The sequence below is a fragment of the Paenibacillus lautus NBRC 15380 genome (assembly GCF_004000945.1).
Lineage (GTDB): Bacteria > Bacillota > Bacilli > Paenibacillales > Paenibacillaceae > Paenibacillus_AQ > Paenibacillus_AQ lautus.
The window spans coordinates 441767-458147 of sequence record NZ_BIMF01000001.1 but is presented as its reverse complement, the minus strand read 5'-3'; the positions used below and the strand labels follow the sequence as shown (position 1 = coordinate 458147).

Here is a 16381-nt window from a genome sequence, read left to right as displayed (position 1 = left end):
CGAGCATCTTCGTATCTCAGACTCTTTTCGCAAGTTATCTAATCCCAATCCACATCATATAAAAATTCAAATCGTTTCATGTTCGCTGTAGGAGGAACTTTATTTAAAACGAAATTCCTTAACAGGATGAGCCCTTTGTTCTCAAGTTGGGCGATTCGACCGATTTGGTTCGACATTTTTATAATTTTCTTTGTTCGGCCTAATCTTTTTCTTTCATATTCTTTAAATGCCATGACAAGATCACCGGCTGTTTCCAAGCATCTTGCCAAGACATAGGCATCCTCCATCGTTTGCCCGGCACCCTGCCCCAGATTGGGGGTGGTAGCATGTGCTGCATCGCCGAGCAGGGCAATTCGGCCGAAAGCATAGTGTTGAATCGGCTTAATATCCAAAATATCATTGTGAATGAGTGACTCTTGATCTGTAGCCTGGATGATTTGTGGAATTGGCCTATGAAAGTCATTAAAGATAGAGAGCAAATCTGTAATGCTGTACTTCGCTATCCGCGAATCACGTGCCTTCGCTTTGACACAGGCAAACCAATAGATTTTACCGCCAGCAAGTGGAACAATGCCAAATCGTCCAGATGGCCCCCATGTCTCCGTGGCCACAAGATCATCGATCACGATATCGTTAACAGGAATCACAGCTCGCCAGCACGTATAGCCGGCATACCTTGGTGTGGAACCCGGCACTAACTTTCTGCGGAAAATGGAGTTGATTCCATCCGCAGCCACTACGGCATCCGAGGAAATGGTCTCTCCATCTTCGAACGAAAGTGTCACACCGTTTTGTTCCTGCACAAAATCTACGCATCGCTTATTTAAGACGATCGTTCCGGGCTTTAACGCATTCCTTAGGGCAAGCAGAAGATCTGCTCTATGTATCGTGACATTATCCGTACCGAAGCGTTCACTGACCATAAGAGAATCCGTTTCGGTAATGGGCTTTCCTTGATCGGACATAATAATCATTTTGCGCAGCACTTTGCTGTGTTCCATCACTTGTTGCTTAAGTCCTATTTTTTCTAAAGCTTTTAGCGCGTTAGCACCGATCCCAAGACCTGCACCAAGTGATTGATACGTGCCTGCGCCTTCGCACAGCGTGACATTATATCCTCTCTGCTGTAATGCATAGGCCGTGCATAACCCGCCGATTCCTCCGCCTATAATCGTGATTTTTGCCACTTCATTATTCTCCCTTCTTGTTGACTCCAATCCCCTCCCAAACCATTTCGAATTGATCCAAGAACATCGAAACCGGATTCTGAACCTGATCGGGGAATGAGAGCCAATTCATAACGGTTTGAAAATAAATTGAAATCACAAGGGACGATAAGCTTTCCGGATTCATATGTCCTTTTAGTTCTTTTTTGGCAATGCCTTCCTTCATAATAGGTATCAGTGCAGCTTGAAAATCTTTGACTTGCTTCCCTTCCTGCTCCATGAGCATAGGCGAATGGAAGAGCTCAAAGTAAACGACCTTTACCAAATCACGATTTTCTTCAAGATAACCGAACAGCTCTCTAAATATAGTTAGTAATCGTTCCTTATTTCCGGGCAAATTCGACGTATGACTGATCGCTTGATGAACAACTTCCATCTGGTAGCTTCCTAAATGAAGCAAGATTGTATCTTTTCTCGGAAAATAATTATAAAACGTTCCTTTGGCAATCCCGCAAGCTTGTGTAATCTCGTCGACAGTCACCCGTTCATAGCCTTTTTCTTTGAACAATTGCAGGGAAGTGGAGAAAATCAGCTCTTTCAATTCATTTTTTCTTTGTTTTCTTAACATGTAGAGACCTCTTTTTGGCTAAATTTAGTTTATTAACGCGAACTAAAAATATGACCATTAGTCATTATATGACTTTTAGTCATAAATGTACCTGTATGACCCTGCAGTGTCAACAACCTAAGCCCCAGGTGACAGAGTTGGAGTGGGTTAGGAAAATGGAAAAATGAGAAAATGAAGTGCAGCCTAAAGCGAGTATACCTGTAAAACGATCCTGGAAGACTTTCTTGCGAAGTGCATTTATAAAGAATAAGTTCGTAGATCCTGTTATTGGGGAAGTGTAAAGATATATTTGAGAAGCCTACAGTGTTATGAACATCGAATGACTTTGGAGTGTAGCTGAACCGGTTTTTTTTACATGCTTTTGCAGATCGATGCATCGCTAGGGAATTTTCGACTGAGTCGTTACTCCAGATAAAGAGGACCTTGGAACCTTTTCCAATTATTTGAAATGGAGTAGAATGACTATCTAACAAAATGACGAAGAGGTTGATCTATGTCCAAGATACTTGTGCCTCCTGAGATGCTGTTGGCAGTGTCGGATCAATTCAACAGGGCCTCTAATCAGCTGGAAGCGAACAAAAACACGCTAAATCAACAGATTCAGATGCTGGCGTCGTGTTGGGATGGTACGACGTGTTCGAGATTTTATTATGAGTTCGAGCAGGCCTATCGCGACATGAAATTGACGATCGAGCATATGCAGGTGACCAGTCAGGAATTGAAGAGAATCGCATACAAATTCATGCAGGTGGACAATGAGCAGGGCCAGTTAGACCCCAGGTGTGCGGCTCCACAGATTTTAAACTCTGCAGGGACGAGCAATGTCCACTATGGTAAGGCCATTGAAGTAAAGTCGTTTGGTGACCAACTCAAAGATCTGGGTGATGAAGCCAAGGACTTCGGGAAAGGTGCGAAATCGGGGGCCGCCGAGATGTTGGGTGCGGTTGAAGATAAGGCAAACGCCTTGGTTGAAGACCCGATCGGAACCGGTAAACAGATGGCTTACGATGTTACAATAGGGACTGCCGAGGAGGTCTTGAATACGACCATATGGGGTGCCAAAATGGCATTTGACGTTGGCGACACCCGCGAGAAATTCGGTGAAAGGATACAGGCCGAGCAAGAGCGAATGAATGAGATGGGGGGAAGGATCAGACAATTGGTAGCCCAAAAGCTAAGACAATAAAAGAAGTTGAAATTGTTGATCATACTGGAAAACCAATTGGTGAATTAGATGAGATAGACTTGGATAATGGTATTTTCTATGAAGATAAAGCAGCTAAGGGATTGGATATTATTAATCCAAAAACGGGATTACCTGCACAAACACCTCAGCAATTTACGGATAAACAAATATTGGGTAAAACAAGAAAAAGAATTGAAAATATTGCAGAAGCTACAGCCACCAGAGCTACTAAAAATGGGGATCCAAACATACCAACACTGGATCAAATAAAAGATATTCGGACTTTCATCTTTAGACTTGATGGTGATACTCCTGAATTAAGACAAGCTGCAGAGAACAGCTTAAGACAATTAAAAAAAGAGTTTCCAGATTACACGTTTGATGTATTGTTTGGAGGGAAAAAGTGATGTCGATTAGTGTTATGATTCTAGACGCAAAGGATGAGTTCGAAGAGAAGTTTTTTATTCCTATAGCTACAGAGTCTTTTTTTCAAGAATGTTGGGAGCCCGCAATCGAGGAATTAGGACTTAAATGGACGAAGGTATTTCCTGTTGGAATAGACTTAGTTGAAGAAGATTTTCCACTTATTATAGATGAATTATCAAAAATAAAAGATTGGGCGAAGAATAACCTGACTGAGAACAAGCAAAGGAAGATATTTGAGAGAATTGAATTAATTGAGTCTGAGGTTCCCCATGCATTTACTCATCGGGATGGAATCGTTGTTTTTATAGGTTAGTACGATGCGCAAACACATTCACATTCGAATGTGTTTTTATTTTCTCTAAATATTGTTGTAGCTTTGGTTTATTTACATATTTTTGTGCATTATTTACTCTAGGAGAATATTACCTTAATATTTCCGGTTTACTATAATATAGAAACTTTCGTTTTGCGGATAATATTCTGAAAATGATGATAACTAGGAGGAATAATTGTGAAGAAGTTACTAACAGGTATTATGGCAACATCTATTATTTTCAATATAGGTGCTTTTTCAGGATCAGCTCAAGCAAAACTGGATGAACATCAATTTTCAAAAAATCCAGGTCTTACTTTTGATGTCATTAGTGACATTCAAGGGGATTACAATGACTTTAAGCATGTGCTTAATGATATGAAACAGGTAAACCCAACTTCAAAAGCATTAATCGTAAATGGTGATATTACAGACCGAGGGTGGGATTTTGAATATCAAGCCGTACAACAGGTGTTAGATCATAATCCTCATCCAGAAAATGTATGGTACAGCATAGGAAATCATGAGTTTTATAAACCGAAATGGGCAACACCGAACACATTAGCGCAAAACACGTGGCCAAATCATACGCCAGAATCCGAAATGCTCCAAAACTTTTATAACTTTACTGGCGAAGAGAAAGTGTACCACAAAAAAGAGCTAGATGGTTATCCGTTCCTTTTCTTAGGAACCGAAAAATATATGCACTACCATGATGAGTCTTTGTGGGATGAGGTTTATCTTAGCGATGAGCAGCTTGATTGGTTAAAGCAGAATCTTGAGGAATATTCAAAGAATGATCCAAATAAACCCATCTTCCTCTTTAGTCACCATATCCTCAAGGACAGTATTTCGGGCTCCAATCAATCGCCGTATACAGGGGATTACTTAGACCAGGCTAAATTAGAAGCTATCTTAAAGGATTACCCGCAAGTCATTCTTTTTACAAGCCACAGTCACTGGGATCTGAATCTTCCGGATTGGGCAGGTAAAAAGGTAGTAGAAGGTGGAGATCAACGTGGTTTTACTGTTGTGAACACCGCTGGGATTCAGGCGGGCTGGGCATCGGCAGGGCCTAATGGTGGTGAAGTGTCGACGGGCAATGATTTTAAACAGGGACTTGAGGTTGAAGTGAACGGAAATGATGTTGTAATAAAAGCGTATGATTATAAAACAGATAAAGTCATTAAAGAGCTGGGTGTGCATCAGGGTACTGTTGCTCAATTACCACCTCATGTTGAAGCAGATGATAAGAAAAATGAGCTCATTGGTGCTACTCAATATATGGAATATTCTGTGAATGGGAATGGGAATAGTCGCTGGGTTGACTATGATCCGAAGAACCCTCCGAAATTTGAAGGAAACCAAAATGTATTCGTTCGCCATAAAGGTGAGATGAACCTGGAAGATGGATTATCTAAGAAGGTGACTTTTAAAAAGTAATGTCTGAATAGAACAGAGCGTTGATTCAATTAACGCTCTGTTTTTTTGCATACACAAATTACGTTTTAACTCTGCTCGAGGGTTTGCCCAGCAATATATTATGGATAGACATGCGCCTATAAAACCTACCTAACAACAAGCCCATAAGGTATAATCTGTAATAAATATTGTAAGCGCTTTACAATTGAGGTGGGACTGCATCATGCTCAATACGCTGCCCTGAACTGTTTCGTGTTGCTGTGTCTTCATAATTCGAGCCAAGGGGGATAAGGATGCTTCAGATAAGAAATTGGATCGATTCCGTGGGAAGAATGAAAAAGCGTAAGTTTTTTCTGAAGTTAATTGTCACGACGGTGCTCATTACCGTGCTTCCGAGTTTGGTCTCCAATATTTTTGCATATTACAGGGTATCCGGCATTGTAGAAGAAGAGACGGGTAACAACAAGCTGCAATATTTGAACCAGACGATCAACACCCTTGAGATTTTGCTGAACCGGATTAAGGAAAATTCGAATTTGCTTGCACTCAACCGCTCTTTCATTAGCTTCGAGAATTTCCCGAACGGGGCTTACTACGAAGGGCTTCAAGGGGAGATTCCGGAGGAAGACCTGCCGGCGCTCTATGCTTATCTGGAAGCCAAGAAGAATACCTTCCTCACGATGAACTCATTCAAACTCTCCGATCAATTCGTGGATTCCGTATACTTTTATGACAGCAGCAAGAACCTAGTGATCACTTCAGATAAAGACCGCTCCAATCGTCAGTTTCGGAGGGAGGATTTTTATGATAAAGACTGGTATGACGCTGTGCAGACCATGCAGGTTAATCCTGTCTTCTTGGACACTCGGACCGCGAAGCAATATCCTGAGGGGGATAAGGATCTCCTGTCAGTGATCTATATATCCAAAAAAGCCAACAACGCCATCATCGTCAACCTCGATGCGGCCATGATTTATGAGGATATTATCAGCAAATTAAATGCGAGTGACGACATGTACGTAGTGTCCTCATCTGGAAATCTCGTATTCCGCAGCCAATCTTCAATGACGGGCGGTGTTCAGCAAATTGGATTACCCGAGGCTCTTCAAAGTGCCAAGTCAGGATCGTATTCCATCGAGCTCGATGGCAGCAAGAAGCTGGTTAGCTACTCTTCTTCCGCTCTATTGGGTTGGACCTTCGTCAACATATCCGATATGGGGGTGTACACGCAGGGCACGATTGACATCAAACAGACGATTACGTATTCTGCCGGCGCTTTAATACTGCTCTCACTGCTGCTCTCCTACTTCTCTTCCATGAGCTTGTATAAGCCGATCTCCCGTTTGAATGCACTTGCGAAGGGGAGGAGCGATGGGAAAATCCAGCGTGTCAGCGATCAAGCTAACGGACTGGATGATGAACTCAGCGTCATTGGCAGCTTTGTCAAGTCGACCATTGATGAACGCAACTATTATAAGGAAAGGCTAGAGGAAAGCCTGCCCTTTCAATTGGAACGGTTCAAGCTGTCGCTGCTTCAGCGGCATACGATGAGTCTTGAGGAAATAGAAGCGAAGAAGGGTTATCTTGGACTCCCTATCAGCCTTCATGAGCTGTCGGTGTTCTTACTGTCCATCGATGAAGAACTGGCTTCTAACGGCGAGGATATACTGGCGCAAGACCTGTGCAAGATCAAGGTAATTGATGCCCTGCAGGACAGCATGGTACTGGGGCTGGGTACTGCATTTTTCGTCGTCAATGTGGAGAAGGACAAAATAGCGGTTGTTTTTAACCTTCCCGGAAAAGGACGTCAGCAATTGTTCCATCTGGCGCAGCAGCTGCTCGATGAGGTGAATGCACGGCTGGGCGTGCAATTCTCACTTGGTGTCGGAAGCCTTTGCAGTGGAATCAAGGAGCTGCCCCTTGCTTATGAAGAAGCGGCAGAGGCGTTAAAATACCGTATTCTCTATGGAAAAGGATACGTGATATCCATGGACGATATCCGTGCCGACAACGGGCAGACCTTTCATTATCCCAGCCAGCTTGAAGAAAAGCTCAACAGTTATATCCGAACCGCCTGCTTGCAGGAAGCTCTCTTCATGTTCGACGCATTTGTGGCTGAGATTGAGGCCTGCAAGCATAAGCTGCATTACAACCAGATTCAGCCGATCTTCATTCAATTGTTCACGTCCATCCGGTATTCATTCAGCTCAGTTGGAACGGGCATAGAGATTTTGTTCGAGAAGGGAACAGATCCATACCGAGAGCTGCTCGATCTGGGATCGATGGATCACATCAATGCCTGGTTCCAATCGCTTATAACGCGCGGGGTTGAATGCATACGTCAAGAGATTCATGCTAGAGGCAACCAGCATATTGCCAAAGTCATTGAAATGTTGGAGAACGATTATGATAAGGATATCTCGTTACAGTGGGTTGCCGAACAGCTGAATTTGAATCCGGCTTATATCAGCAGACTCTTTAAGCAAAGCACCGGTCAGCCTTTCATTGATTACCTAAAGCAGGTCCGGGTGGATAACAGCAAGCGTCTGCTCGCGGAAGGCAGGCTTAAGATCAATGAGATCGGCAGGCAAGTCGGATTCGGCAGCGCCCACTATTTTATTAAGGTGTTTAAGGAAATAACCGGGCTCACCCCCGGCGAATACAAAAAAATATACTCATAGTATCGATCCCGGACCCTTACTCCTATTGAAGGAGTACCGGGATTTTTGTCTTACGTAACAAATATTTGATAAGTAGAAATTATGTTATAAATGTACAGCGTTTTACATTTTAAGCGCTTACATATCGTGATAAGGTGTCTCCTGAAGCAGGTCCCGGCCATGTTGGAATCGCGGACCCTATCCAATTTAAGGAGGGAAAAGGAATGAAGAAGTTGGTTCATACAACGCTGACCGCCATTCTGGTACTTACGCTTGCGGCATGTGCTGGTGGAGGATCGGGAGGGAGTGGGGATGATGGAGCCTCTGCCGGGTCCAAGGCGGTTAACAGAGATTCAAACAAGGGTTCCGGGGAGATGGCTAAAATTTATATCTATCAGAATACCGGTGCCTTGAATCAGAAACCGGAAGGCAGTATTCCGGATGCGCTAGAGGAAATGAAGCAGATATATATGGATGAGCTTGGTATTGAGCCGATTGCGATCGTACCGCCAAAAGGCTCTGAGGGCGAAAAGTTGAATTTACTACTAGGATCCAAGGATGAGGTGGACGTATTTCAGGGGGATTGGGATCAATATGCCTCGAAGGGTGCTATCATTCCGCTAAACGATTTGCTGGAGCAGCACGGCCAGGACATTCTGAAGGCATGGCCTCAGGAAGCTTGGGATTATATGACCGATAAAGACGGGAAGATCTGGGGCATTCCCCGGGGGCTGCCGTCCGTTCATTATCCGGTCTGGATTCGTACCGATTGGCTGGAGAAGCTGGATCTGGAAATGCCGAAGACCATTGATGAGCTCGAAGCGGTATTAAAGGCATTCCAAGAGGGCGATCCGGACGGTAATGGCAAGGTGGACACAATCCCGATGATGACCGATCTGGGCGGTATGAATAATGCGCTGATGGGCGCCTACGTCGAGGGCGGCAACAGTAATTGGCTCGATCCGGCCGACAACAAAATCAAACCGGTTGAGCTTGCGCCCGGCTATCAGGATTATTTAGCGAAGATGGCGGATTGGTACCAGAAAGGCTACATCTATAAGGAAGCTTTTGCAAAATTTGACCCGCTGGAGCTGCTAAAAACCAACCGGGTTGGAACCTCTTCTATGTGGTATTCAAGGATTACGCTGCTGTTCCCGCAGATCAAGCCGAATCTCCCGGAGGGAGCCGATTATGCGATTGCTAAGGATCTAACCGGTCCTGCAGGTAAGCTGATGACAGCGTCGCGCGGAAACACAACGGGCATGCTGGTCACCAAAAAAGCCAAAAATCCGGAGGCTGTCATCAAATTCATCAACCATCAATACAAGGATTTGCCGACCAATACGCTGAATGCAGCCTTCGGGAAGAACTGGAAGTATCTCGATGACAAAAAGTTCGAGATCGAGCTGCTTAGCCCGGATCTCCGGTATGCCGGTGAATATATGCTTTCTCTGGGCCTAGCCACGGAGAACAAATACGCATTCCGTGATCCTGTGAAGAAGATGCATGCCGATTACCTGAATCATGAGATTACCAATGTGAGTGCAGCCAAAATGCCTCTGGATGCAACCGTCGTATATGACAAGGAACGGCTGAAGCAGAATGTCCGGATGCTTGAAGATCTGGACCGTTTGCGGAGCGAGGAGCTCGTTAAGTTCGTGACCGGCGTAAGACCCCTGAGTGAATTCGATCAGTATATTGAGCAGTTGAATAAAGCCGGATTGCAGATGTGGATCGATGAATATACGAAGCAATTTTTCGAGCTGAAAAAATAAGACGGGAGGGCTGCGTGTGTGATGGAGCTTAACGCTGCAACTGTTCCCCCGCCGACCTTGAAGAAAAGAAGCCGATGGGCTGCAGTTAAAAAGCATCGATTTTACTATTACCTGATTCTGCCCGGAATCCTTTATTTCCTCATCTTTGATTACGTACCGATGTTCGGCGTCATCATTGCGTTCAAAGACATCTCGCCGTTTGAAGGGGTACGGGGGATTTTAACGGGGGAATGGGTGGGTTTCGATCATTTTGTCCGTTTCTTTGATTCCTATTATTTCTGGAATGTGCTCCGCAATACGTTTCTGATCAGCTTTTATAACCTGTTGTTCGGGTTTCCGTCCGCGATCATTCTAGCGCTCTTGATGAATGAATTGAAGAACGGGCTGTTCAAACGGATCGTTCAAACGGTTTCGTATTTACCGCACTTCATCTCGACGGTCGTGGTGGCAGGTCTCATCATGATGATGCTGTCCACGGATAACGGGCTGCTTAATGCGATTATCGTGTTTTTTGGCGGAGAGCCGATTCTGTTCCTCGGAGAGCCCCAATACTTCCGTTCTATTCTCGTTATATCCCATGTGTGGCAAACCGTTGGGTGGGGGACGATCTTGTATTTGGCAGCTATGGCAGGCATTGACCCGGGGCTGTATGAGGCAGCCAAAATCGACGGTGCCAACCGATTCCGTCAGGCATGGCATATTACATTGCCAGGCATTTCGCATGTGATTGTCATTATGCTCATTCTGTCGATCGGAGGCTTGCTTAATGCGGGTTTCGAGAAGGTGCTGCTGCTGTATTCGCCTGCCGTGTACGGGGTGGCCGACATTATCGATACGTATGTGTATAGAGAAGGCTTGACATCGCTTAACTATTCATTTGCCACAGCGGTTGGTGTATTTAAAAATCTGCTGGCGATGGTGCTCATCTTAGGAGCGAATTATATTGCGAAGCGAATGAACCAAACGGGAATCTGGTAGGAGGGATACGGTGAGCGGAATAAAGCCTACAACAAGTGAACGAGTTTTTGATGTTGCCAACATTGTTTTTCTGATCTTCTTGTCCCTCATGTTTATTATTCCGTTCCTTGCGGTGCTGTCAACGTCGTTTATCAGCGCTGAGGAATCCATGCGTCGTGGAGCGTTCGTGCTTATACCGGAAAGGCTGGATTTCGCAGCCTACGATGTGCTGCTGAACCGGGGGAAAATCATTTTAAATGCTTATCAGGTTACGATTTTCAGAGTAGTGGTCGGCACCATTCTCAATCTGTTATTTACATCCATGCTGGCTTATGGATTGGCACGGCGGAGCTTGCCCGGACGAAACGGTCTTGTGCTGTTCATATTTCTAACGATGATATTTCAAGGCGGTTTGATCCCTAACTATATGTTAATGGATACGCTGGGGCTTAAAGATACGTTATGGGTGCTCATCCTTCCCAGCCTGATCAGCGCGTGGAATTTATTTATTCTCCGGAATTTCTTCATGGGACTCCCGGAGGAGCTGGAGGAATCCGCCGTCATTGACGGGGCTACCCCTCTGCTGATTCTGTTCAAGATTGTCATTCCGCTGTCCATGCCGGCGATGGCCACGATCGGTTTATTCTATGCGGTACATCATTGGAATGATTGGTTTGGGGCATCGATCTACATTAATGATGTCAACAAGATGCCGGTCCAGGTCATCATGCGCAACATTTTGCTGACCGGAATCACGCAGAATGAGGCCCAGCTGGAATACGTAAGCAATCCGCCTCCGGCGGCCACGCTGAAATCAGCGGTCATTATGATCAGTACGCTGCCAATATTGTTTGTATATCCGTTCCTGCAAAAATACTTCGTTAAGGGAGTTATGGTTGGCTCCATTAAAGGATAGGAGGGTTCATAAACATGATTCCGTTGCGTAAGTCACTTATAGGCTGGATGATGCTTATTCTAATTGCTGCCCACATTCCCTATGGACCTGTTGGCGTGAGTGAGGCTGCTGAGACCCAGGCTCAGGCCGATGGAAAACCGCAGTTTCGTAATATCGATTTGTTCGTGGCTGGTACGGAGGGGTATCATACGTTCCGTATTCCGACGGCATTAACGACCATGGATGGAATCCTGCTGGCGTTTGCCGAAGGACGTAAAAACAGCGCTTCCGATACGGGCGATATCGACCTTGTGCTGAAGCGCAGCTTGGACGGCGGCACAACATGGGAGCCGCTCCGAATCGTGTGTGACATGGGCGCCGATACCTGCGGAAACCCGACGGCCGTGCAGGATGAGAGCAATGGCCGCATATGGTTATTTATGAACCACAATTATGGCGACGACACCATTGAGGAGATCAACAACGGAACGAGCCGAGGCGTGCGTACGATCTGGAGTTCATACAGTGACGATGACGGCGCCACCTGGTCGGAACCGGTGAACCGTTTCGAGGAGGTGCAGCCATCCAATATAAGGTGGGATGCAACGGGACCTGCAATCGGGATTCAGCTCCGGCATGGGCCGAACCAAGGGAGGCTGGTGATTCCGGCGATCGGCCGGAACATTCAAAGTGATGACCATGGCTTAACCTGGTATCAGAGCGGCTATATCCAAGCGGACACAAACGAGGCGACCGTTGTGGAGCTGACGGACGGCACGCTGATGCGGAACGACCGTTTGTCCGCTAACAAAGAGCTGAAGCGGAGGGCGATATCGACAAGCAGCGACCAAGGGGCGACCTGGTCACCGGTTTTTTATACGCCCGAGCTGATTGATCCAGTTGTGCAGGCGAGCATTGTCCGCTATATGCCGGCAGATAATGAGCTGGGCAGCAACCTGCTGCTTTTCGCCAATCCGGCCCATGAGACCGTTAGGGAAAATATGACGGTCCGGCTCAGTTATGATGACGGAGCCACCTGGCCGGAAGCAAAGACCGTATACAGCGGGCATTCCGCCTACTCTTCGCTCACCGTACTGCCGGACGGAACGATTGGCCTGCTGTTTGAAGGCGGGGGTTACACACCATATGACAAAATCATGTTTGCGAAATTCAATTTGGCTTGGTTCGATGCGGAGGAAGCGCACCTGGACGATCTGATGTTCTCGGAGGGCTCACTGTCTCCCGTATTTCGGGGCGATATCGGACATTATCGTCTAACGCTGTATGAAGGAACAGAAGAAGTGACGGTAACGCCGGTTACATCAAATACCGGAATTAAAATTGAAATAGCGGGCGAGCCGGTAGCTTCAGGAGTGCCAAGAATGGTTCGGCTTGACGGACTTGAAGATCTTTTCATTACGGCTAGGTTAGGGAGTCAGACGCGCACCTATTCGATTGAATTGGATAGGTCCAGACCTCGTCCGGAGCTGCTGCTTCATTGGGATTTTGAGCAGACGGATGATTTCAGCGTGACGGATGTGACAGGCAAAGGACATACCGGTTTGCTGAAGAACGGTGCGGCGGTAAGGCCAGGGGCGGTTCGTCCCGATGGGCAGGGCCATATTCTTCATCTGGCTGCCTTACAGCGTTCTCACGTCGAGATCACCCAAGCTCAGGATCTCCATTTTGGGACTGGCGATTTTAGCTTTGCGGCTTGGGTCAACCCGGAGACGCTGTCTCGGCAGCGGCACCTGATGATGTGGTACGGTACGGCGGGCCGGGGTGTGCCGCAGTGGTGGATGTCGGTCGAACAGAACGGTGCGGTTCGGATGAATTTGAACGGACTGCCGCTGAACAGGGAGATTGGCATTGCCACCCCTTCCGGTCTAGTTAAAACCGGGGAATGGACACATATTGCGGGGATCCGGGAAGGCGGCAATCTGCTCGTATATGTGAACGGTGAGCTGGCGGCGACGTCGGCGAGGTTCGACGGTTCCGCCATGAATGTGACGAACGAAGACGCTCCGCCATTCGTCGGTTTCGATAAAGGCACAGCGGCGAATCGCGATTGGAATGGAAGCCTGGACGATTTGCGAATTTATCGTCACGCGCTGGATCCGTCCGACGTCCGGAAACTGTATCAGCTGCCATCCGATGTGACAGCACCGATAACGAAAGCTGTAGTCACTCCGGATGAGCCGGGTGGAGTGAATGGATGGTACACCTCCGATGTGACGGTGGAGCTAACGGCAGCAGATGAAGAATCCGAGGTAACGGGTACGGAATATCGACTGGACGGCGGGGAATGGAAGGCATATGAAGGAGCGGTCCCCGTTTCTGCAGAAGGGATCACCACGATGGAGTATCGGAGCCGGGACGGTGCCGGCAATGTGGAGGAGGGCCGTACCCTTACGCTGTCCATCGACAAGACGGTGCCGGATCTCATGATTGCTCCGAACCGTAACGTTATCTGGCCACCCAATCGCAAATGGGTGCCGGTGGAGATGGGGATCCACACCAAGGATGAATCGTCCGGAATCGCTTCGATTGTACTGGTATCTATTACCGGCAACGGTGTGCAGGATCCAAGTTCAATCGTCCGTGGTGCGGAGGTTGGAACTGGGGACACATCTTTTGAGCTGATGGCCGCGAGCAACCCGGGCGGACAGAAGCGGGAGTACAGCATCACTTATGAAGCAAGAGATCACGCCGGACATACAACGACCAAGACGGTAATCATCGAAGTAGCGAGACTTGTCAATGAGGAGGATGAACATGATGGCGATTGAAAGGTTTGCAATCAGCAGAGACACGGAATGGTATGAGGCATGGCCGGATGTAACGCTAACGGCCGCGGGCAAGCTGGTATGCGTATTTTCTCAATGCACTCATCACGGAGACCGGTCGGCTACACGCCTGATGTTGACGGAAAGTACGGACAAAGGGAGAACCTGGAGTGACAAACAACCGTTCACGTCATGGACGAACGGACTTCCGTACTGGAATTGTGCACGCATATCGAGGCTTCGGGACGACCGGCTGGTTATCGTGGCGGATCTGATATCGGCGAAGAAGGAGAACGGGGGCCGCAATTATATATGGATCGGAGACGCGGAGGGGAATAATTGGTCGGAGCCTATGGAAACGCCCGTCACTGGTATCGTACCGGATAAGCTGTGTGAGCTGGCAACCGGACGATGGCTGCTGTCGGCCCATGAGCGAAACCCGGACTCGGGAGTAAGCGAGCAGCGGCTGTGGTATTCCGATAATCAAGGCACGGACTGGGTGGGACCCATTACTGTAGCTTCTCATCCGGATCTGAAGCTGTGCGAAGGAAGCATACTTCCACTCCCGGATGGAACACTGGCTGCGTTCCTCCGCGAGAATTCCGGGCAGGGATTGGATTGTTATAAATCGATATCCCATGATCAGGGTGAGACCTGGCACGGGCCGTACCGTGTCCCCTTGCCCGGTTGTCATCGTCCCGTTGCAGGGATGCTTCAGAGCGGAAACATTATGATTGCGTACCGTTTCATGCAAGGCGGTAAGGGCTGGCTTGGCACCTGGACACAGAATTTCTTCGCTGCCCTTACGGATCAGGAATCAGCAAAGGCGATAGAGCGGCGGGAGCAGTGGACGAGAATCATGCCGATTGATTACGACCGTAGTCCAGTTGCAGACCTTGGTTATTCGGGCTGGGTACAGTTCGAAGACGGGGAGATTTATGTCGTGCAATATATTGCGGATGATGCGCCTAGAGCGCAAATCCGCGGGTACAGCTTTTATGAGGATGATTTTTTATTGAAATCAATGTAAACATGAGGGGGACGTTTTGTGAACCAGATATCTGGAGAACACGGCAAATTTAAAGGCATATTTACGGCACTATTGACCCCGATGTATGAGGACGGATCGATTGATTTCGAATCGTTGTCCCGTTTGGTTGAACATCAAATCTCGCTGGGAATCAAAGGCTTCTACGTTGGAGGAAGCACAGGGGAAGGATTTATTCTGACGACAGAAGAACGACAGCAAGTTCTTGAGTCGGTCGTAAAGACAACGAACGGTCAAGTGACCGTTATCGCGCATATCGGCTGCATAAGTACCATGGAGTCGGTTAAGCTTGCCCGTCATGCCGAAGCCTTACGGGTGGATGCCGTATCGGCCGTAGTCCCGTTCTATTATAAAGTAACGATACAGGAGATCCGGGAGCATTATGAAACGATCATGACCGCCGTACCGCTGCCCATGCTCGTCTATCATTATCCGGGAGCTACCAGCGTGAGTCTAACCATGGACTTTTACACCCACATGAGCCGTAATTCTCAATGTTTGGGCGTGAAATTCACCTCGCTGAATTTGTTTGAGATGCAGCAGATTCGAGCGTTATGCGGGGAACGATTCATGATATATAACGGGCATGACGAGGTGTATCTCAGCGGGGCTTATGCCGGAGCCGACGGCGCGATCGGAAGCACCTTCAATATGATGCCTGAACCTTTTGTTCAGATGCACGCTCAGATTAGCGCTATGGAGAGACCGGATATGGAGCTTCTCCAGTCTTTGCAGTCGAAGGCGAATGAGGTCATATCGCATATGGTAAGGTTTGACGTAATCGCGTATGAGAAGTATGTCTTATTCCTCCAGGGAGTACTATCCTCACCAAAGGTACGCCAGCCTTTGAAACAATTTACGGAGGATGAGCGGCGGCAAATTGATGACTATTATCGCAATAGCGAACTGCTGCATCATCATCGGATCAAGGTTTAAGGAAGCAATGAGTGTAGGGTCGTTAGAACTTAAACAATCTGCAAAAAACCAACAGGCCATCATGTGAGGTCTGTTGATTTTACATTTAAATAGATCACACCTCAACAAAACACAACCCCAACCCAAAAAAACAAAGAGGCTGCACCAGCGTTACTTCTATAATGGAGGTTACTAGACTGTCGG

General features: G+C 47.2%; 13 protein-coding genes. 11 read left to right on the top strand and 2 right to left on the bottom strand.

From position 1 onward, the window contains the following. Window positions 1-38: 38 nt before the first annotated feature. Window positions 39-1187, bottom strand: coding sequence for an FAD-dependent oxidoreductase (locus PLA01S_RS01975; RefSeq protein ID WP_164817257.1), 1149 nt, complete (start codon window positions 1185-1187; stop codon window positions 39-41). A 4-nt stretch (window positions 1188-1191) separates the two neighbouring features. Then, window positions 1192-1794 carry a TetR/AcrR family transcriptional regulator gene (locus PLA01S_RS01970; RefSeq protein WP_127589810.1) on the bottom strand — a complete coding sequence of 201 codons (603 nt, stop codon included), beginning with the start codon at window positions 1792-1794 and terminating at the stop codon, window positions 1192-1194. Window positions 1795-2287: 493 nt separating this feature from the next. Here PLA01S_RS01970 and PLA01S_RS01965 point away from each other — a divergent pair, with 493 nt between their 5' ends. The 11 genes from PLA01S_RS01965 (at window position 2288) to PLA01S_RS01915 (ending at window position 16198) form a co-directional block, all read left to right on the top strand. Next, the gene (locus PLA01S_RS01965; RefSeq protein ID WP_127589809.1) at window positions 2288-2980 is read left to right on the top strand and encodes a WXG100 family type VII secretion target; all 693 of its coding nucleotides are present in this window, start codon (window positions 2288-2290) and stop codon (window positions 2978-2980) included. 59 nt (window positions 2981-3039) lie between these two features. After that, window positions 3040-3387 carry a hypothetical protein gene (locus PLA01S_RS01960; protein WP_174819175.1) on the top strand — a complete coding sequence of 116 codons (348 nt, stop codon included), beginning with the start codon at window positions 3040-3042 and terminating at the stop codon, window positions 3385-3387. 14 nt (window positions 3388-3401) lie between these two features. Then, complete coding sequence (locus PLA01S_RS01955) at window positions 3402-3719, top strand: hypothetical protein (protein ID WP_246059273.1); 318 nt, start codon at window positions 3402-3404, stop codon at window positions 3717-3719. Window positions 3720-3917: 198 nt separating this feature from the next. Continuing rightward, window positions 3918-5162, top strand: a complete 1245-nt coding sequence (locus tag PLA01S_RS01950) for a DUF4073 domain-containing protein (RefSeq protein ID WP_127589807.1) — start codon at window positions 3918-3920, stop codon at window positions 5160-5162. 311 nt (window positions 5163-5473) lie between these two features. After that, a complete protein-coding gene (locus PLA01S_RS01945; RefSeq protein ID WP_246059298.1) occupies window positions 5474-7822 on the top strand; it encodes a helix-turn-helix domain-containing protein in 2349 nt (782 codons plus the stop codon). A gap of 203 nt (window positions 7823-8025) precedes the next feature. Beyond that, a complete protein-coding gene (locus PLA01S_RS01940) occupies window positions 8026-9576 on the top strand; it encodes an extracellular solute-binding protein (protein WP_127589805.1) in 1551 nt (516 codons plus the stop codon). Between the two features lie 21 nt (window positions 9577-9597). Further along, a complete protein-coding gene (locus PLA01S_RS01935) occupies window positions 9598-10554 on the top strand; it encodes an ABC transporter permease (protein WP_127590089.1) in 957 nt (318 codons plus the stop codon). Window positions 10555-10564: 10 nt separating this feature from the next. Beyond that, window positions 10565-11449, top strand: a complete 885-nt coding sequence (locus PLA01S_RS01930) for a carbohydrate ABC transporter permease (protein ID WP_127589804.1) — start codon at window positions 10565-10567, stop codon at window positions 11447-11449. Window positions 11450-11463: 14 nt separating this feature from the next. Further along, on the top strand, window positions 11464-14217 hold the full coding sequence (locus PLA01S_RS01925; protein WP_127589803.1) for a sialidase family protein: 2754 nt from the start codon (window positions 11464-11466) through the stop codon (window positions 14215-14217). After that, entirely contained in the window at window positions 14207-15244 is a 1038-nt protein-coding gene (locus PLA01S_RS01920; protein ID WP_127590088.1) for a sialidase family protein, read from the top strand. Before PLA01S_RS01925 ends, PLA01S_RS01920 begins: the two co-directional genes overlap by 11 nt. Before the next feature lie 18 nt (window positions 15245-15262). After that, window positions 15263-16198, top strand: a complete 936-nt coding sequence (locus tag PLA01S_RS01915) for a dihydrodipicolinate synthase family protein (RefSeq protein WP_127589802.1) — start codon at window positions 15263-15265, stop codon at window positions 16196-16198. The last annotated feature ends 183 nt before the right edge of the window (window positions 16199-16381 follow it).